Origin of the sequence: Actinoplanes sp. CA-131856, from assembly GCF_050956135.1 — a bacterium.
In the GTDB taxonomy this organism is placed as follows: Bacteria; Actinomycetota; Actinomycetes; order Mycobacteriales; family Micromonosporaceae; genus Actinoplanes.
This window is the reverse complement of record NZ_CP191849.1, coordinates 3,248,181-3,266,796: the sequence shown is the minus strand read 5'-3', so window position 1 is coordinate 3,266,796 and position 18,616 is coordinate 3,248,181. Positions and strand designations below refer to the sequence as shown.

Sequence of the window (18,616 nt, the reverse complement as noted above, 5' to 3'; positions counted from 1 at the left end):
CCTCGCGGGTCACCCCTCTCCGAGGCTCCCACGGCCGCCCGGACGAGGTCCAGGCGCGAACGCCCAGCCGAGTTCCCGGCAGGCGCTCGCGCTGACTCCGGGCTCGCCCCGAAGGCGACGGTGCGGCTTCAGGAACGCAGCTCCGCCAGGGTCGCGCCAGCGACGATGCGAGCAATGTTCCCCTCGTAATCGAGGTCGGCCAGTCGACGGGCAAGGTCGTCCAGATCGGCGAAATCGCCATACGTCGCTCGCAGGAGTGCCCGCATCGCATCGGCGTGGCCTTGCTCCAGGCCTTGCTCCAGGCCCCGCTCGCGGTTTCGGCGGGCGATCTCGCGGCCGGACTCCGACTGCTCCAGAACGTCGTTCATGCCTCTCCTCCGCAATGCTTCAAGAACCTGGGCCGCCAGGGAACCTCCCACGAGCATACCCAGCTCGACCAGGACCAACTTCTCCTCGAGCTCGCCGGTCGCGGCGATCCGATCGGCCACCTGCTCCACCACGTCGTCCGGCGCGTCCGGTGACCACAACGCCAACGGCGCCAACGGGGTGGCCAACAGCGTCTCCGGGTCCAGATCGTTCGGAACATCGACCGACTGGTAGTCGAGCCGGGCCTGATCGCGGACGAACCGGCCCGGATGGCCCCCACCCAGCGGCCACAGCACGACCTGACGGATCCGGTGATTCGACCGGCTGTACCTACGCGCCAGGCCCGCCCAGTAGGCCACCATCCGCTCCCCGAAGTTCTCGGTGCGCTTGACCTGGACCTCGACGTGGTAGACGTCGGTCGGCGTCTCATCGTCGTGATCGATCCGGTACACCCGGTCGCAATGAAGGCCCCGCTGCCGCGGCAACTCGGTCGGCTCTTCCAGGACGACCGTCGCGCCGTCGAGCTGCACGCCGCACAACAGCTGCAACGACTCGCGGGGATGGGCCTCGAACAACGCCTTGTACAACCCGTCGAAGTCACGGGGCGGCGCCGCCCGCGGCGCCGCGACGTCAGAGAGCACAGTTTCAGTCATGACTTTCCCCCATTCCGCGCCTGCGATCGACGCGGAGGACAGCTTCCCGCACTGTGTGACAACTAGTCAAGAAGCATGTTGCTCAACGCCTATGGCATGCGATGCAATGCGTTGCAACTCTGTTGCGGACAGTGGGCAGGCCGGTTTCGTGGGGGCATGACGCAGACACTCGGCATCTCCCCCAAGCAGCGCGCCGAAGACTGGCTGGGGTCCTTCGAAGCCGCGCTGAAGGCCCGCGACGCACAAGCTGCCGCTGCTCTCTTCGCGCCCGAGTCCTTCTGGCGTGACCTTGTCGCCTTCACCTGGAACATCACGACCGTTGAAGGGCGGGACGGGGTTGCGGACATGCTCGCCGCGACCCTCGACCAGGCCGGCCCGAGCGGGTTCGCGCTGGCCGAGGAGCCGGTCGAGGCGGACGGCGTGGTCGAGGCCTGGATCCGGTTCGAGACGGCGACCGGGCGGGGCACCGGTCATCTGCGGCTCAAGCCGGAAGGGGCCTGGACGCTTCTGACCACGCTGCGGGAGCTCAAGGGCTTCGAGGAGCGTCAAGGGGAGCGGCGGCCACTCGGCGCGGAGCACACGCTGAGCAAAGGACGGGCGTACGTCGAAAACCAGGACCAGGCGGATCCGTACGTCGTGGTGATCGGGGGCGGGCAGGGCGGGATCGCTCTCGGGGCGCGGCTGCGGCAGCTGGGCGTCCCGGCGCTGGTCGTCGACAAGCACGCGCGGCCCGGTGACCAGTGGCGCGGACGGTACAAGAGCCTCTGCCTTCACGATCCGGTCTGGTACGACCACCTCCCCTATCTGCCGTTCCCCTCCAACTGGCCGGTCTTCTCGCCCAAGGACAAGATCGGCGACTGGCTGGAGATGTACACGCGGGTCATGGAGGTGCCGTACTGGTCGTCCTCGACGGTCCGCTCGGCGAAGTACGAGGGCAGCCGATGGATCGTCGTCGTCGACCGGGACGGCGAGTCGGTCGAGCTCACCCCGGCCCACGTCGTCTTCGCGACCGGCATGTCCGGCAAGCCCAACAAGCCCGTGATCGCGGGGCAGGACGTCTTCCGGGGCGACCAGCAGCACTCCAGCGAGCACCCCGGTCCCGAGGCCTACCGCGGCAAGCGGGTCGTGGTGATCGGGTCGAACAACTCGGCGTTCGACATCTGCGGGGCGCTCTGGGAGCACGACGCCGACGTGACCATGGTGCAGCGGTCGTCCACCCACATCGTGAAGTCGGCCTCGCTCATGGACATCGGGCTGGGCGACCTCTATTCGGAGCGGGCCGTCGCGGCCGGCGTCACCACCGACAAGGCGGACATGATCTTCGCGTCGATCCCGTACCGGATCATGCACGAGTTCCAGATCCCGCTGTACGAGCGGATGGCCGAGCGGGACGCCGACTTCTACGCGCGGCTGGAGAAGGCCGGCTTCCGGCACGACTGGGGCGCCGACGGCTCCGGCCTGTTCATGAAGTACCTGCGACGGGGTTCCGGCTACTACATCGACGTGGGCGCGGCCGACCTGGTCGCCGACGGTCGGGTCAAGCTGGCACAGGGACAGGTCGTGCAGCTCACCGAGGACGCGGTGGTGCTCGACGACGGCACCGAGCTGCCGGCCGACCTGGTCGTCTACGCCACCGGCTACGGCTCGATGAACGGCTGGGTGGCCGACCTGGTCGACACCGAGACGGCCGACCGGGTCGGCAAGGTGTGGGGCCTGGGCTCGGACACCCCGAAGGACCCGGGCCCGTGGGAGGGCGAACAACGCAACATGTGGAAACCCACCCGGCAGGAGAACCTGTGGTTCCACGGCGGCAACCTGCATCAGTCGCGGCACTACTCGCTCTACCTGGCGTTGCAGCTCAAGGCCCGCTACGAGAACCTGCCCACGCCGGTCTACCGCCTGGCCGAGTCACACCACCGGAGCTGACAAAGGCAGGAAGTCTGCCACTGAAGCGAAGAAGGCGTCCGGGGCCAGGCTGTGCACGCGGTGGCCGACCGGGATCGTCGCCAGCCGGGCGTCCGGCAGCGCGGCGGTCACGGCGGCCAGCCGCCGGGGTGGGATGCAGCTCGACGGGCCGCCGGAGACGACCAGGGACGGCTGGGTCACGAGCGGGAGCCGGCTCCACCACCCCGGGTCGGCGCGGGCCACCTGGAGCAGGATCGCGGGCACCGGGCGGCCGGCCATGAAGGAGCTCAGCCGCCGGGGCAGGCCGCACCGGCGCGGCGGGGCCGCGATGTCCTCGAGGACCAGGTGGGAGATGGTGCCCGGGGAGTGCAGAGCCGCGGCGAGGGCGGCGTACGCGCCGACGGAGTGGCCGACCACGACGGCCGGGGCGCCGAAGAAGTGAGAAAGACAGCCCAGGAGATCGTCGCGCAGGCTCTCCAAGAGGTAGGAGGCGGTGCGGTCACTGGTCGCGTGCCCGCGCAGGTCGACCGCCACCGCCCGGTAGCCGAGCGGGACCAGCCGGGCCGCGAAACGGTCCCACGTGCTCGCGCTGCTGCCGGTGCCGTGCACGAGCAGCGCCGGCACGCCGCCGGGGTCACCGGCCGCGCGATAGCCCAGGCGGACACCGTTGACGGAGACGGTGCCGACCGTCGACCACGCGAAAGACATCCCCGTTGTTTACCAGACGTTCCCCTGACCGTGGACGGAAATAAACCACGTAACAAGCACGTAACAAGAGATTGACTCGCCGCGATGAGCCCGACATGTTGGCGTTAACAGGCCCGTTGCGAGGGAGCCCGGATGACGGTCATCGGCGTGGTGGCGCAGAACTCCATGTTGTACGGACCGGCCAGCATGGTGCACGCGATCGGCGACGCCGCCTTCGACGCCGGCCTGGCGGTGGCGGTCGGGCACGTCGCGGACTACGGCGCCGAGGCCCACGAGGTGGTCCGCCGCCTGGTCGACCAGGACGTGGCCGGGCTGATCGTCGTCGCTCCGGTGGCCGCGGCGGCCGACCTGCTCGCCGCCGTGCCGGCCGGGCTGCCCGTCGTGACCGTCGACGGCCTGCCCCAGTGGCGCACGGCCAACGTGGCCGTCGATCAATACGCGGGTGGGCTGCTGGCCACCCGCCATCTGCTCGCGCACGGGCACCGCACCGTCTGGCACGTGGCCGGTCCCGAGCAGTGGCACGGCAGCCGGGCCCGGGAGGCCGGCTGGCGGGCCGCCCTGGCCGCCGCCGGCGTCGAGGCGCCGCCCGTGGTGCGGGCCGCCTGGTCGGCCGAGTCGGGTTATCGGTGCGGGCAGGCGCTGGCCGCCGACCCGCGGGTCACCGCCGTCTTCGCGGCCAACGACGACATCGCCATCGGGCTCATCCGGGCCCTGGCCGAGCACGGGCGGGCCGTGCCCGACGACGTCAGCGTGGTCGGCTTCGACGACGTGCCCGAGGCCGGGTACACCCATCCGGGGCTGACCACCGTGCGGCAGGAGTTCGCCGAGGTGGGCCGGGAGAGCGTGCGCCTGCTGCGGGGCGCACGCCGTCCCGAGTCCGTGCAGCTGCGGCCGACCCTGGTGCCGCGCGGCACGGTGCGGCACCGGGTGTCGGTCAGAAGCCGCGGGCCAGCCGGTAGTACGCCTGGTTCCAGCGGACCTCTTTGACGAACTCCCGGATCGTGGTGTCCGGGTCGATCACCAACAGCTCGCAGGAGAGCATCTCGGCCAGGTCGGTCAGCTCCTCGACGCCGATCGCCGACGACAGCACCGTGTGGTGCGGCCCGCCCGCGGTCAGCCAGGCCTCGGCCGACGTGGACAGGTCGGGCGCCGGCTTCCACACCGCGCGGGCCACCGGCAGCTTGGGCAGGGCCTCGGTCGGCGGCACGACCTCGATGACGTTGGCGGTCAGCCGGAACCGCTCCCCCATGTCCGACATGCCGACGACGACGGCCGGGCCCGGGGCGGCGTCGAAGACCATGCGCACGGGGTCCTCGCGCCCTCCGATGCCGAGCGGGTGGATCTCGAGCCGGGGCCGGGCCGCCGCGATCGACGGGCAGACCTCGAGCATGTGGGCGCCGAGGATCCGCTCCTGGCCGGGCGTCAGGTCGTACGTGTAATCCTCCATGAAGGACGTGCCGCCCGGCGCCATCGCCTTGATCGTGTGCAGCAGGACCGAGGTCTTCCAGTCGCCCTCGCCGCCGAAGCCGTAGCCGTCGGCCATCAGCCGCTGCACGGCCAGGCCGGGCAGCTGGCGCAGGCCGCCGAGGTCCTCGAAGTTCGTGGTGAACGCGCCGAAGCCGCCGGCGTCGAGGAACTGGCGCAGGCCGAGCTCGATGCGGGCCGCGTACCGCAGCGACTCGTGCCGTTCGCCGCCGTCACGCAGCTCGGGCGCGACCTCGTACAGCTCGTCGTACTCGCCGACCAGCTTGTCGACCTCGGTGTCCAAGGCGTCGTCGACGACCTTCACCAGATCATTGACGCCGTACGTGTTCACGGACACCCCGAAGCGCAACTGCGCCTCGACCTTGTCGCCCTCGGTCACCGCGACGTCCCGCATGTTGTCGCCGAAGCGGGCCAGCTTGAGCGTACGGATCGCCGCGTGCCCGCGCGCCGCGCGCACCCACGCCGTGATGCGGTCGATCACCCGCGGGTTGCTGACGTGCCCGGCCACGGTCTTGCGGGCCACGCCGAGACGGGCCTCGATATAGCCGAACTCGCGGTCGCCGTGCGCGGCCTGGTTGAGATTCATGAAGTCCATGTCGATCTCGGACCAGGGCAGCGCCACGTTGGCCTGGGTGTGCAGGTGCAGCAGCGGGGTGCGCAGCGCGTCCAGGCCGGCGATCCACATCTTGGCCGGCGAGAACGTGTGCATCCAGGCGATCACGCCGATGACGCGGTCGTCGTCGTTGGCCTGCCGGGCCGCCGTGAGGATGTCGCCGGCGCTGGTCAGCACCGGCTTCCAGACGAGCCGGACGTCCAGCGCGGCGCCGAGCACCGACGCGATCTCCTGCGACTGCGCGGCGACCTGATCAAGGGTCTCCGGTCCGTAGAGTCCCTGGCTTCCGGTGAGGAACCAGACCTCGTGCTCACTCATAGTGTTCTCCAAATCAGCGCTGGCCGTAGACGTTCTGGTAGCGGTCGTACAGGCTGTCCACGGCGTCGCCGGGCAGTCGATCGATCGCTCCGAGCTGCCGAGCCAGGAGCATGGTGCGGGCGACGTCCTCGCACATGACAGCGGCCTTGACCGCCGCCTTGGCGCTGGCGCCGATGGTGAACGGGCCGTGCTGGCGCATGAGCACGGCCGGCGAACGGCTGCCGCGCAGCGTCTCGACGATGCCGCGGCCGATGTCGTCGCTGCCGATCAGCGCGAACGGCCCGATCGGGATGTCGCCGCCGAACTCGTCGGCCATCGCGGTCAGCGAGCACGGGATCGGCTCGCCGCGGGCGGCCCACGCCGTGGCGTACGGGCTGTGGGTGTGCACGACGCCGTTGACCTCGGGCATGTGCCGGTAGACGTAGGCGTGCGACTCGGTGTCGCTGGACGGGCTGTGCTCGCCTTCGACCAGCTTGCCGTCGAGGTCGCAGACGACCATGGCGGCCGGGGTCAGCTCCTCGTACGACACCCCGGAGGGTTTGATGACCAGCAGGTCCTCTCCCGGGACCCGGGCCGAGACGTTGCCGGCGGTCCAGGTGACGAGGTTCCAGCGCGTGAGATGCGAGTGCAATTCACAGACTTCGGCTCGTACGGAGTCGAGGACGCTCATCCGAGCGCCTCGTTCCGCAGATCACGCAGGCGATGCAGCACCTTGTTCTCGCCCCGGCCGAAGTAATCATGCAGGACCGAGTATTCGGCGTAGAGCCGGTCGTAGACGTCGGCGGCCGCCGGGTCAGGGGAAAAGACCGCCTTCTCGACACGGCCCATCGTGGCCGAAGCGGTCGCCACGTCGGGGTACGCCCCGGCCGCCACCGCCGCGTGGATGGCCGACCCGAGCGCGGGCGCCTGGTCGGAGGTGGCCACGCTGATCGGCCGGCGCAGCACGTCGGCGTAGATCCGCATGACCAGGGTGTTGCGCTTGAGCCCGCCCGCGGCCACGAACTCGGTGACCGGCACCCCGGCCTCCTCGAAGGACTCGACGATCTTGCGGGTGCCGAAGGCGGTGGCCTCGATCAGCGCCTTGTAGATCTCGAACGGCCGGGTGGCCAGGGTCTGCCCCACGATCACCCCGGACAGGTGGTGGTCGACCAGCACCGAGCGGTTGCCGTTGTGCCAGTCGAGCGCGATCAGCCCGTGCCCTCCGGCCGGCTGCTCGGCCGCCTGCTGCGACAGGTAGTCGTGCACGCCGAGGCCGGCCGCGCGGGCCTGCTCGTGCACCTCGGGCGGCACACCCTGCTCGACGAACCAGCCGAAGATGTCGCCGACGCCGCTCTGCCCGGCCTCGTAGCCGTAGAGGCCGGCCAGGATGCCGCCGTCGACCACGCCGCAGATGCCGGGCACCGGCGCGATCGTCTCGCCGTTCATGATGTGGCAGGTCGAGGTGCCCATCACGGCCAGCATCTGCCCGGGCCTGATGGCCTGCGCGGCCGGCGAGGTGACGTGCGCGTCGACGTTGCCGACGGCGACCGCGATGCCGGCCGGCAGCCCGGTCCAGGCCGCGGCCTGCTCGGTCAGGCCGCCGGCGCGCTCGCCGAGCGCGGACAGCGGATGGGCCAGCCGGGTCTCGGCGAAGTCGGCGAAGGCCGGGTTGAGCGCCTCCAGGTACGCCTTGTCGGGGTACTGGCCGTCCTGGAAGATCCCCTTGTAGCCGGCCGTGCAGGCGTTGCGGGTCTCGCGTCCGCACAGCTGCCAGATGATCCAGTCGGCCGCCTCGATCCAGCGCTCGGTCCGCGCGTAGACCTCCGGGTCCTCTTCGAGCACCTGCAAGGCCTTGGCGAACTGCCACTCCGAGGAGATCCGGCCCCCGTAGCGGGCGATCCAGGGCTCACCCCGCTCGTGGGCCAGGTCGGTGATGCGGTCGGCCTGCGGCTGCGCCGCATGATGTTTCCAGAGCTTGGTGTACGCGTGGGGGCGCTCCGGGAGCAGATCACTCAGCGGCGTTCCGTCGGCCAGTGTGGGCAGCACCGTGCAGGCGGTGAAGTCGGTCGCGATGCCGATCACGTCGGCCGGATCGATCTTGGCGGCGGAAACGGCGGCGGGCACAGCCGTACGAAGAACGTCGATGTAGTCATGGGGGTCTTGAAGGGCCCAGTCCGGGCGCAGCTGCTGCCCCGTGGACGGCAACGTGCGCTCGATGACCCCGTGCGCGTATTCGTGGACGGCCGCGCCGACCTCGGCCCCGTCCTCGACCCGCACCACCACGGCACGGCCCGACAGCGTCCCGAAGTCGACCCCGATGGTGTAGCTGGACATCACTTCGCCTTTCTGGTGACGAGGCGCTGGAGGACGATGAAGGCGAACAGCAGCACGCCGATCGCCATCCGGGCCCACCACGAGTTGAGGCTCGCGAAGTTCACGATCGTGTTGATCATGCCGAGGACCAGGACGCCCAGCACCGTGCCGAGCACGTAGCCGGAACCGCCGGTGAGCAGCACGCCGCCGATGACCACGGCCGCGATCGCGTCGAGCTCGGTGCCGGTGCCGTGTCCGGCGTAGCCCGACGTCGTCGTGATGCTGTAGATCAGGCCGCCCAGGGCGGCGCAGAACCCGCTGAGCGTGTAGACGCCGATCCGTGTACGGCCGACCGGAAGACCCATGAGCAGCGCCGAGTCGGCGTTGCCGCCGATCGCGTAGACGTTGCGGCCGAACCGGCTCCAGGCCAGCACGACCGCGGCCACGGCCACCACGGCCAGCGCCACCAGGGCCATGCCGGAGATGTAGACGCCGGGCTCGAAGACGATGCGCGTCTCGGCGATGCTGGTCCAGAACTCGTTCGTGATCGGGATCGAGTTCTGGTTGATCAGCAGGGCGATGCCCCGGGCCAGGAACATGCCGGCCAGCGTGGCGATGAACGGCTCCACCTTGAAGAAGTGGATGACCGCGCCCATGCCGAGCCCGAGCACGCCGCCGACCAGCAGCACGACCGGGATGACGACACCGGCCGGCCAGCCCGCCTGCAACAGCGTGGCGGCGACGGTCGAGGTCATCGCGATCACCGCGCCCACCGACAGGTCGATGCCGCCGGTCAGGATCACGAAGGTCATGCCGACCGCGACGACCAGCAGGAAGGCGTTGTTGGTGAACAAGTTGAGGATCACCGAGGGGTGGGTGAAGTTCTCGTAGTTCACCGCGCCCACGGTGTACATGACGATCAGCAGCGACAGCGTCGCCAGGACCGGGATGTACTGCGCGTTCGGCCGGTACGTCCGCCGCCGGCTGGCCGGGCCGCTCTTGTTGGTGGCCGGGGTCGTGCTGACGTCGATCATGCCGGGACCTCCGCCCGTGCGGCCGGTCTCGGGGTGGACCGGCGGAACAACATGGCCCGGAAGGTCGCCGACTGGGCGAGGCAGAGCACCACGACCACCACGGCCTTGAAGACCAGGGTGGCCTCGGGCGGGATGCCCACCGACTGGGCGGTGGTGTCGAGGGTGGCGATCAGCAGCGCGCCCAGTGTGGTGCCGGCCAGCGAGAACCGGCCGCCGGTGAGCGCGGTGCCGCCGATGACCACGGCCAGGATGGCGTCGAGCTCGATCAGGTTGCCGGCGTTGTTGCCGTCGGCGCTGGAGACGTTCGAGCTGTAGATCAGTCCGGCGATGCCGGCGCAGGCGGCCGAGACGACGTACACCATCACGGTGAACCGCCGGGCCTGGATGCCCGCGAGCCGGCTGGCCACCGGGCTTCCGCCGACAGATTCGAGGAGCAGTCCCAGGGCCGTACGCCGGGTGAGCAGCACCGTGATCACGAGGACGACCGCCGCGATGAGCACCGACACCGGCAACCCGAGCACATATCCGGCGCCGATCACCTTGTACGGGCTCGACTGCACGTTGATGATCTGCCCCGACGTGATCAGCTGGGCCAGGCCGCGACCGGCCACCATGAGGATCAGCGTCGCGATGATCGGCTGGATGCCCAGCACCGCCACCAGGAAGCCGTTCCACAGGCCGAGCACCAGCGACAGGGCGATCGCCGCGACCACCGCGACCGCGACGCCGCCCACGCTGTTCTGGTTGGACAGGTCGCCGATGATCAGGCAGGCCATGGCGCCGGAGACGGCCATCACCGACCCCACCGACAGGTCGATGCCGCCGGTCGAGATGACCAGCGTCATGCCGATGGCCACCAGCACCAGGGGCGCGCTGGCCCGCAGGATGTTCACCGGGGTCCCGAACAGGTGGCCGTCCTGGATGCGGATGTCGAAGAAGCCGTCGGAGAAGATGAGCGCGCAGAGCAGCAGCACCACGAGCATGGCGACCGGCCACATGAGCCGGCTCTTGAGGGCGTTCTTGAACGTCATGAGGTTGCTCCGCTGGCGATGGTCCGCATGATGCGGTCGGCGTCGATGTCGCCGGTGTTGTCGAGCTCCTCGACCAGGCGCCGGTCCCGCAGCACCTCGATCTTGTGGCTGAGCCGGAGCACCTCTTCGAGCTCGGCGCTGACGAACAGCACGGCCATGCCCCCGGAGGACAGCTCGGCCACCAGGCGCTGGATCTCGGCCTTGGCCCCGACGTCGATGCCGCGGGTCGGCTCGTCGATGATCAGCAGCTTGGGCTCGGTGATCAGCCAGCGGGCCAGGAGCACCTTCTGCTGATTGCCGCCGCTCAGATTGCGCACGGGAATCTCGGGGTTGTCCGGTCTGATCTGCAGGGCCTTGATGTATTTGCCGACCAGCTCGTCCTGGCGGCGCTTGGCGATCGGGCGGGTCCAGCCGCGGGCCGCCTGCAGGGCCAGGATGATGTTCTCGCGGACGGTGAGCTCGCCGATCACGCCCTCGGTGCGCCGGTTCTCCGACGAGAAGGCGATGCCCCGGGACATGGCGGTCCGGGGCGACTTCATGGCGACCGGCTTACCGTCGAGCTCCAACTTGCCGCTGTCGGCCTTGTCGGCGCCGAACAGGAGACGCGCCAACTCCGTACGACCGGAACCCAGCAACCCGGCCAGACCGACCACCTCACCCGCGTGGATGGTCAGGTTGAACGGAGCGATGGCGCCGTCGCGGCCCAGCTCCTCGGCGCGCAGGACGGGCTCGCCGCGCTCGATCTGCTCGGCCGACTCGCGCGGGCGGCTCTCCAGCTGCTCCAGCGTGGCCAGCTCCTTGCCGATCATCTTGCGGACCAGCTCGACCTGGGGCAGCTCGGCCGTGCGGTACTCGCCGATGAGGGCGCCGTTGCGCAGCACCGTGATCCGGTCGGCGACCTCGTAGATCTGGTCGAGGAAATGCGAGACGAACAGGATGGCCACTCCGGAGTCGCGCAGCCGCCGCATGATCGCGAAGAGCTGGGCCACCTCGGAGGCGTCCAGGCTGGAGGTCGGCTCGTCGAGGATCAACACCTTGGCATCGATGTCCACGGCGCGGGCGATCGCCACCATCTGCTGCACGGCCAGGGAGTACGTGTTCAGCGGGGCCGAGACGTCGAGGTCGAGGTCGAGGCGCTTCAGCAGGTCGGCCGAGCGCTTGCGCATCTCCGACCACTGGATGCGGCCGAAGCGGCGCGGCTGGCGCCCGATGAAGATGTTCTCCGCCACCGAGAGGTTGGCGCAGAGGTTGACCTCCTGATAGACGGTGCTGATGCCGGCGTCCTGCGCCTGGAGCGGGCCGGTGAACAGCACGTCCTTCCCGCTCAACTTGATGTCGCCGCCGTCGATCCCGTACACGCCGGTGAGCACCTTGATCAAAGTCGACTTGCCGGCGCCGTTCTCACCCATGAGGGCGTGGATCTCGCCGGGCAACAGCCGGAAATCGACGCCGTCGAGCGCGACGACGCCGGGAAATATCTTCTGGATTCCGGTCATCTCGAGGACCGCGGGTGGCTCACCCATTCATCCCACTCCGTTTGTTGCGGGGCGCCCCGGTGGCGGCCGGGGCGCCCCTGATCGTCAGTACTTGCGGTCGGGAAGAGCGGCCTTGGCCTGCTCCGGGGTGAAGGTGGTCTCCTCGGTGAGGATCCGGGCCGGGACCTCTTCCTTGTTCTTGACCTTCTTGACCAGCTCCATCAGCTGTGGGCCGAGCAGCGGGCTGCACTCGACGATGAAGTTGATCTTGTTCTCGGAGAGGGCCGTCATGCCGTCCTTGACCGCGTCGACGGTGATGATCTTGATGTCCTGGCCGGGCTTCTTGCCGGCCGCCTCGATCGCCTCGATGGCACCCAGGCCCATGTCGTCGTTGTGCGCGTAGAGCACGTCGATGTCCTTGACGGACTGGAGGAACGTCTCCATGGTCTGCTTGCCGCTGGTGCGCTCGAACTTGCCGGTCTGCGAGGCGACGATCTTGAACTTGGGGTCGCTCTTGATGACATCCTCGAAGCCGGTCTTGCGGTCGATCGCGGGCGCCGCGCCCGGCGTACCCTGAAGCTCGACGATGTTGACCGGATCGGTCTTGCCGTCGTACTCCTTGGCCAGCCACTCGCCGGCCTTCTTGCCCTCCTCGACGAAGTCGGAGCCGAGGAAGGTCTTGTAGAGCGACGTGTCCTTGGAGTCGACGGCGCGGTCGGTCAGGATCACCGGGATGCCGGCGTCCTTGGCCTCCTTGAGCACCGGGTCCCAGCCCGACTCGACGACGGGCGAGAAGGCGATGACGTCGACCCGCTGGGTGATGAAGGAGCGGATCGCCTCGATCTGCTTCTCCTGCTTGCCCTGGGCGTCGGAGAACTTGAGGTCGATGCCCTCGGAGGCGGCCGCCTCCTGAATGGACTTGGTGTTCGCGGTACGCCAGCCGCTCTCCGCGCCGACCTGCGAGAAGCCGAGCGTGATCTTGTCACCGCCGCCACCCGAGCCGGAGCCACCGTCGTCGCCGCCACAACCGGCCAGGGTCGAGGCGAGCAGGAGCCCGCCGACCATCGCCGCGGAAATCTTCTTGAGCACAGAGCCCTCCAAATTGTTAACGTTCACGCATTCAGAGATGGTCGTCACCGCGACCGCGAACACCGAGCGGAGCATCGAGGAGAGAGCCGCGGCCGATCCGGGCACCGCGTTTCAGCAGTGTTACCGTTCTCAAACGCTCCGTCAAGGTTTCGCCATCGGTTTGTTACCAGGCGATTGCCCGTGGTGGTGGAGGACGGATCCGCTATGGACATCCGGGCAGACCTTGTGCGATGTTCACGCTCACAAACCGACGCCCTTTGTCGCTTCCCGCCGCCCGCTTCCGCCGCTTCGTCGCTTGCCGCTCGCCTCGTCGCTTCCCCGCCCGCCTCGCCGCTTCCCGCCCGCCTCGTCGCTTTCCGCCGCCTCGGAGGTCCCTCTTTGCCATCGACCGACGGCGACCGGGGCCGTCCCCGGCTCACGGTCATGCGTGACGTCGCCAAGCTGGCCGGCGTCTCACACCAGACCGTGTCGCGGGTCCTGAACAACCACCCCAACGTGCGGCAGGAGACCAGGCTGCGCGTGCTGGAGGCCATGCAGTCCCTGAACTACCGCCGCAACCTGGCCGCCCGCACACTGGTCACCCGCCAGTCCGACACACTGGGCATCATCGGTTTCGAGACCACGCTGTTCGGCCCGGCGTCGATGCTGTACGCCATCGAGAGCGCCGCCCGCGACGCCGGCTACATGGTCAGCATCGCCTCGGTGCGCGACCTGGAACGCCGCCACGTGGTCGAGGCGGTCGACCGCCTGACCCAGCACGCCGTGGACGGCGTGATCGCCATCGCGCCGAAGCTGACCGTCACGAGCGCCCTGGCCCAGGCCCCACCATCGCTGCGCTGCGTGGCGGTGGGCACGGCCGGCGAGTCGGACGCGGCCCCCACGGTAGGAATAGACAACGCGGCCGGCGCCCGCCTGGCCACCCAGCACCTGCTGGACCTGGGCCACCGAACGGTCCACCACGTGGCCGGCCCGGCCGACTGGCCGGAGGCCCAGGAGAGAGTGGAGGGTTGGCGCGGCACGCTGTACGCGGCCGGCGCCGTAGTGCCACCGGCCGAGCCGGGTTGGTGGGACGCCGAGTCGGGTTACGCCCGCGGCCGCCGACTGGCCGCCGACCCCCGGGTGACGGCCATCTTCTGCGCCAACGACCGCATAGCCCTGGGCGTCCTGCGAGCCTTGCACGAGACGGGCCGCCGAGTCCCCGACGACGTCAGCATCGTCGGCTTCGACGACATGCCCGACGCCGGCTACTTCCTGCCCCCACTGACAACGGTCCGCCAGGATTTCAGCGAGCTGGGGCGGAGAGCCCTGACCCTCCTCCTGGAACACATGTCCGGCAACTCAGCGACCGACCGGGTGCTGGTGACTCCTCACCTGGTACCCCGGGAAAGCACCGGGCCGCCCCCACTCCGCTGAGCCCACCCGCATCGCACATCGCCGCCCCGTGCTTTTCTCCGCCTACGCCGGTGCGGAATGCGCCGTTTCGCCCGGCGTCCATCCGGCGGCTACAGCTTCCCGACAGTCCGTCCGATGTCCCACGACTGCCGTCCGCGGCTTCCGCACCTCGACAGGAGAACGCCGGTCTCCACCCGGAGTCCACCTGCCTCAACCCGCCGCGATTCCACCCGTCCCTGAATCCGACCAACGCCTACCTCAGCTCCCGCGCACTGGTCCAGCCACCACCCACCTTCACGGCCCACGCCGGGTCCATCGCCAACCACCTCAGCCCGCACCTCATGCCCTCAGGCGCGCCCCTCGCTCCGAACTCTCACCGCGCACCGCTCTCCACTCAAGCCATCGCGACCCCGCCGACACATTCAGATATGCGATAAGTCCGAAATATCTGATGGGACTATGAAGGCGAGGTGGCCAACGGCCCCCTCGGAGGGAAGGTCACCAGCGACCACCGGAAGGACGGCCGCCAACGACCCCCAGAAGGAAGGTCACCAACGGCCCCCGGAAGGAAGACCGCCAACAGCCCCCGGGAAGGACGGCCACCAACAGCCCCCCGGAAGGAAGACCGCCAACAGCCCCTTCCGCGCGGCTTTGGCGCTATGGACCGGAGCCCCTCCGGGTGTGTGCTGCGTTTCCCTGGCGCGTGTTCGTGCGGGGGCGGGCATCAGGCGGGACTATCCTTCCCGCAAAGACGAGATGCGGGGTGCTGGTGAGCGTGAAGCGCGGACGTCCGCCGGGCATGATGGATGTCGCCCGGCTGGCCGGGGTGTCGCACCAGACCGTTTCGAGGGTGCTGCACGAACACCCGAACGTCAGCGAACCTACCCGCCTCAAGGTGCGCGCCGCCATCGCCGAGCTCGGCTACCGGCCCGACCGGACGGCCCGGGCCCTCGTCACCGGCACCTCCGGTGTCATCGGTGTGGTCGCCCCGAACACGGCGCTCTTCGGGCCCGCCTCGATGCTGAACGCCTTCGAGCAGGCCGCCCAGGACAGCGGCTTCGCGGTGAACGTCGGCAATGTCCGTACGCTCGATGAACGCTCCATCGCCCGCGCCGTCGAACGGCATCTGGACCAGCGCGTCGCCGGGCTGGTCGTGATCGCCCCGGTCACCAGTGCCGAGTCGGCTCTGGCGGCCCTGCCCGCCGACGTCCCTCTCGTCACCGTCGACGGCGATCCCCACCGGGCCAGCACGCGGGTGACCGTCGACCAGGTGGCCGGCGGGCGCGCCGCCACCGAGCATCTGCTGGCCGCCGGCCACTCCACCGTCTGGCACATCTCCGGTCCGCAGGACTGGTTCGACGCCAACGGCCGGGTTCGCGGCTGGCAGGAGGCTCTGCGTGATGCCGGCGTCGAGCCGCCCCCTCTGCTGATCGGTGACTGGAGCGCCGAGTCCGGATATCGCAACGGCAAGCTCCTGGCCCGCCTGCCCGAGGTGACCGCCGTCTTCACCGGCAACGACCACATGGCGCTGGGCCTGCTGCGCGCCCTCAACGAACAGGGCCGCCGCGTCCCCTCCGAGATCAGCATCGTCGGCTTCGACGACGTGCCCCAGGCCGCCTTCTACACTCCCCCGCTGACCACCGTCCGTCCCGATTTCGACGCTGTCGCCCGGGCCGGCATCGACATGCTCCTGACCCAGATCGAGTCGGGCGCCCCACCCGCGACGGGCCGCCGCGTCATCGCACCCGCCCTCGTTCCCCGCGACAGCGTCGCCCCTCCGCCCGGCGCCTAACCCCACATCGCGCGGGTCATCTCGTATTCCACCTCGCCCAGCTCCGATCCGGGCAGTGGGTCGTCCCACGTCGGGAAGAACGTGCGCACGTACCGCATGCCGACCTTCTCCATGACGCCCCGGGAGCCCACGTTCACGGCCATCGTCTGCGCGATCACCCGGCTCTGCCCGCTGCCGAAGGCATGCCCGAGCAGCGCGCGGGACGCCTCGGCGGCGAAGCCCTGCCGCCAGAAGCGCCGGACGAGGCGATAGCCGAGTTCGCACTTGGTGTCGCCGTGGGCCGGTGGCAGCATCATGAGCCCGACGAAGGCGTCGTCGGACCGCCGGAACGCCATCCAGTAGCCCAGATCGCCCCGGGCCAGGGCCATCCTCTCGGCGTGGCTGACGACCACCTCGTCGCGGGTCCGGGCCCTCCCCCACAGATAGCGCAGCACTTCGGGGTCGGCGTCGAGCTCCACCTCGAGCTCGAGATGCCGGTCGTCCAGCGGGACCATCAGGAGACGCTCGGTGCGCAGAACAGGCTGAGGCACCCGCCGACGATCACACAGCCGGCGCCGCCGCGCGACGAATTTACGCGACGAACAGCAGCGCCGCGCTGACCAGCACCACCACCGCCGTGGCGAAGTGGACGCCGAAGGCGGTGGCCCGGCTGCCCCCGTTGCGCAACACGATCACGGTGTCGCCGACCGGGGCGATCGCGACCACGAGCATGAACCACGCCGCCGCCTCGGCACCGGCGAACGCCAGCAGACACAGACCCAGGACGCCGTACGTCAGATCACGCACGCCTTTGACACTCAGATAGGCGCCGCGCGGGGACGGCACCCCGTACCCGGCCGCCGCGGCCTCCGGCTGGAGGAGGAAACGCACGCCGATGAAGACGATGAACAGATCGAGGGCGATGGCCAAGCCGTACGCGAACATGCTTCCTCCAGAATGGAACTAGCGTTGCTAGAACTTCTGCCGACGCTAGCAGAGCAGCGTTAGAAGTTCTAGCAGTGCTAGCATGAGCGGCATGACATCCCAGACACGCCGGCAACGGGAGCGGGCCGAGCGGGAGCAGCTGATCGTCACGGCGGCCCGCGACCTGGCCGAGACCGAGGGCTGGGAGGTCGTCACCACGCGGCGCCTGGCCGCCCGGGTGGAATACAGCCAGCCCGTCCTCTACAGCCACTTCGCCGGCAAGGAGGCCATCATGGCCGCGGTCGCCGTCGAGGGCTTCACCGAGATGGCGGCGCAGCTGCGTGCGGCCCGCGAGCACTCCGAGGACCCGTTGGCCGGCGTCTCCGGCGCGTACATCGACTTCGCCGAGCAGCATCCGGCCCTCTACGACGCCATGTTCAACCGCTCCAGCACCCTGCCGTTCGCCACCCCGGAGGCCCCCGAGGCCCTGCACGCGTGCTTCGATCAAATTCTTGCGGTCGTACGCCCGATCGCCGCCGGCGGCGACGAAGGCCTTCTCGCCGAGGTGCTCTGGAGCGCCCTGCACGGCCTGGTCACCCTGACCCGCGGCGGCCGCCTGCCGCGTGAGTTCCACGACCGGCGGCTGGCTCTGCTCCTGGGCCGCCTGTCAGCGTAGGGTCCATGATGGTCCGATGGGTCACGCGGCAAAGATGATCGCGCCCGGGGCGAAGAAGGGGACAGGGACGGAGGAGCCGGTGTGAGGCCTAATCCGCGTACGGCCGTCGTCCTCACCGCCATCGGCGTCGAATACCTGGCGGCGCGGGCCTTTCTCACCGGCATCGAGACGCTTGTCCACCCGGCGGGGACCGTGTACGAGACGGGACGCTTCGCCGCGGACGGCGCGGTCTGGAATGTCGTCCTCGCCGAGACGGGTACCGGCAACAACATCGCCGCCATCGAGACGAGCCGGGCGCTGGACGCCTTCCGGCCCGCCGTCGCGTTGTTCGTCGGGGTGGCGGGTGGTGTGAAGGACGTCGCGATCGGGGACGTGGTGGCCGCCGACTACGTCTACGGGTACGAGTCCTCGAAGGTGACCGAGACGTTCCAGCCGCGCATCAAGACGTTCGGCTGCGGTTATCCGCTCGTGCAACGGGCCCGCGCCATCCGGCGGTCCGACGAGTGGCACAAGCGCTTGAAGCCGGGCGACAGCCCGCGGGCTTTCGTCGGCCCCATCGCCTCGGGTGAGCAGGTCATCGCCGGCGGAAAGACCCAGACGCACGCGCTGCTGGAGGCGTATTGCGGCGACACCCTGGCCGTGGAGATGGAGGGCTGGGGATTTCTGTTCGCCGCGCACACCAACGGCGACGTGCCCGCCATCGTCATCCGCGGCATGTCCGACCTGACCGCCGACAAGGCGCCGGAATACGACCGTGCTCGGCAACCGGTGGCTGCCGAGCACGCTGCCGCGTTCGCGTTCGAGCTGCTCGCCACGTTCGAGCCCACCGCGGATCAGCGGATCAAGCCGGCCCGGCCGTGGCGGCCGAGCGCCGGCTGAAGAAG

Annotated in this window: 17 protein-coding genes; 6 read left to right on the top strand and 11 right to left on the bottom strand. The window is 69.6% G+C overall.

The window, feature by feature from the left end:
* Positions 1–128: 128 nt before the first annotated feature.
* Positions 129–1,007 carry an RpnC/YadD family protein gene (locus tag ACQP2X_RS15355; RefSeq protein ID WP_498697506.1) on the bottom strand — a complete coding sequence of 293 codons (879 nt, stop codon included), beginning with the start codon at positions 1,005–1,007 and terminating at the stop codon, positions 129–131.
* 168 nt (positions 1,008–1,175) lie between these two features.
* Here ACQP2X_RS15355 and ACQP2X_RS15350 point away from each other — a divergent pair, with 168 nt between their 5' ends.
* Positions 1,176–2,945, top strand: a complete 1,770-nt coding sequence (locus ACQP2X_RS15350) for a flavin-containing monooxygenase (RefSeq protein ID WP_498697505.1) — start codon at positions 1,176–1,178, stop codon at positions 2,943–2,945.
* On the opposite strand, the gene ACQP2X_RS15345 is transcribed toward ACQP2X_RS15350, so the two are convergent.
* Positions 2,928–3,632 carry an alpha/beta fold hydrolase gene (locus ACQP2X_RS15345; protein WP_498697503.1) on the bottom strand — a complete coding sequence of 235 codons (705 nt, stop codon included), beginning with the start codon at positions 3,630–3,632 and terminating at the stop codon, positions 2,928–2,930. The genes ACQP2X_RS15350 and ACQP2X_RS15345 overlap by 18 nt on opposite strands.
* A gap of 132 nt (positions 3,633–3,764) precedes the next feature.
* On the opposite strand from ACQP2X_RS15345, the gene ACQP2X_RS15340 reads away from it, so the two are divergent.
* The gene (locus ACQP2X_RS15340; protein ID WP_498697501.1) at positions 3,765–4,619 is read left to right on the top strand and encodes a substrate-binding domain-containing protein; all 855 of its coding nucleotides are present in this window, start codon (positions 3,765–3,767) and stop codon (positions 4,617–4,619) included.
* On the opposite strand, the gene araA is transcribed toward ACQP2X_RS15340, so the two are convergent.
* The 7 genes from araA to ACQP2X_RS15305 are packed head-to-tail and all read right to left on the bottom strand — an operon-like array spanning position 4,567 to position 12,945.
* Positions 4,567–6,048 carry an L-arabinose isomerase gene (gene araA, locus ACQP2X_RS15335; protein ID WP_498697499.1) on the bottom strand — a complete coding sequence of 494 codons (1,482 nt, stop codon included), beginning with the start codon at positions 6,046–6,048 and terminating at the stop codon, positions 4,567–4,569. The genes ACQP2X_RS15340 and araA overlap by 53 nt on opposite strands.
* A gap of 13 nt (positions 6,049–6,061) precedes the next feature.
* The gene (locus ACQP2X_RS15330; RefSeq protein WP_498697498.1) at positions 6,062–6,718 is read right to left on the bottom strand and encodes an L-ribulose-5-phosphate 4-epimerase; all 657 of its coding nucleotides are present in this window, start codon (positions 6,716–6,718) and stop codon (positions 6,062–6,064) included.
* Positions 6,715–8,361, bottom strand: a complete 1,647-nt coding sequence (gene araB / locus ACQP2X_RS15325) for a ribulokinase (protein WP_498697496.1) — start codon at positions 8,359–8,361, stop codon at positions 6,715–6,717. The genes ACQP2X_RS15330 and araB overlap by 4 nt, the downstream gene beginning before the upstream one ends.
* Entirely contained in the window at positions 8,361–9,374 is a 1,014-nt protein-coding gene (gene yjfF, locus ACQP2X_RS15320; RefSeq protein ID WP_498697494.1) for a galactofuranose ABC transporter, permease protein YjfF, read from the bottom strand. The genes araB and yjfF overlap by 1 nt, the downstream gene beginning before the upstream one ends.
* On the bottom strand, positions 9,371–10,405 hold the full coding sequence (locus tag ACQP2X_RS15315) for an ABC transporter permease (RefSeq protein WP_498697492.1): 1,035 nt from the start codon (positions 10,403–10,405) through the stop codon (positions 9,371–9,373). Before ACQP2X_RS15315 ends, yjfF begins: the two co-directional genes overlap by 4 nt.
* Positions 10,402–11,928, bottom strand: a complete 1,527-nt coding sequence (locus tag ACQP2X_RS15310) for a sugar ABC transporter ATP-binding protein (protein WP_498697490.1) — start codon at positions 11,926–11,928, stop codon at positions 10,402–10,404. Before ACQP2X_RS15310 ends, ACQP2X_RS15315 begins: the two co-directional genes overlap by 4 nt.
* 57 nt (positions 11,929–11,985) lie before the next feature.
* On the bottom strand, positions 11,986–12,945 hold the full coding sequence (locus ACQP2X_RS15305; protein ID WP_498700951.1) for an ABC transporter substrate-binding protein: 960 nt from the start codon (positions 12,943–12,945) through the stop codon (positions 11,986–11,988).
* A 447-nt stretch (positions 12,946–13,392) separates the two neighbouring features.
* On the opposite strand from ACQP2X_RS15305, the gene ACQP2X_RS15300 reads away from it, so the two are divergent.
* Both ACQP2X_RS15300 and ACQP2X_RS15295 read left to right on the top strand, forming a co-directional pair.
* Positions 13,393–14,382 carry a LacI family DNA-binding transcriptional regulator gene (locus ACQP2X_RS15300; RefSeq protein ID WP_498700949.1) on the top strand — a complete coding sequence of 330 codons (990 nt, stop codon included), beginning with the start codon at positions 13,393–13,395 and terminating at the stop codon, positions 14,380–14,382.
* A gap of 778 nt (positions 14,383–15,160) precedes the next feature.
* A complete protein-coding gene (locus tag ACQP2X_RS15295) occupies positions 15,161–16,153 on the top strand; it encodes a LacI family DNA-binding transcriptional regulator (protein WP_498700947.1) in 993 nt (330 codons plus the stop codon).
* Here ACQP2X_RS15295 and ACQP2X_RS15290 read toward each other — a convergent pair.
* Together ACQP2X_RS15290 and ACQP2X_RS15285 are read right to left on the bottom strand one after the other, a co-directional pair.
* Positions 16,150–16,683, bottom strand: coding sequence for a GNAT family N-acetyltransferase (locus ACQP2X_RS15290; RefSeq protein WP_498697487.1), 534 nt, complete (start codon positions 16,681–16,683; stop codon positions 16,150–16,152). The genes ACQP2X_RS15295 and ACQP2X_RS15290 overlap by 4 nt on opposite strands.
* A 40-nt stretch (positions 16,684–16,723) precedes the next feature.
* Positions 16,724–17,077: a DUF4267 domain-containing protein gene (locus ACQP2X_RS15285; RefSeq protein ID WP_498697485.1), complete on the bottom strand. Its 354-nt coding sequence runs from the start codon at positions 17,075–17,077 to the stop codon at positions 16,724–16,726.
* A gap of 91 nt (positions 17,078–17,168) precedes the next feature.
* On the opposite strand from ACQP2X_RS15285, the gene ACQP2X_RS15280 reads away from it, so the two are divergent.
* Both ACQP2X_RS15280 and ACQP2X_RS15275 read left to right on the top strand, forming a co-directional pair.
* The gene (locus tag ACQP2X_RS15280; RefSeq protein WP_498697482.1) at positions 17,169–17,732 is read left to right on the top strand and encodes a TetR/AcrR family transcriptional regulator; all 564 of its coding nucleotides are present in this window, start codon (positions 17,169–17,171) and stop codon (positions 17,730–17,732) included.
* Between the two features lie 81 nt (positions 17,733–17,813).
* Positions 17,814–18,611, top strand: a complete 798-nt coding sequence (locus ACQP2X_RS15275; RefSeq protein WP_498697480.1) for a 5'-methylthioadenosine/S-adenosylhomocysteine nucleosidase family protein — start codon at positions 17,814–17,816, stop codon at positions 18,609–18,611.
* Positions 18,612–18,616: the final 5 nt, after the last annotated feature.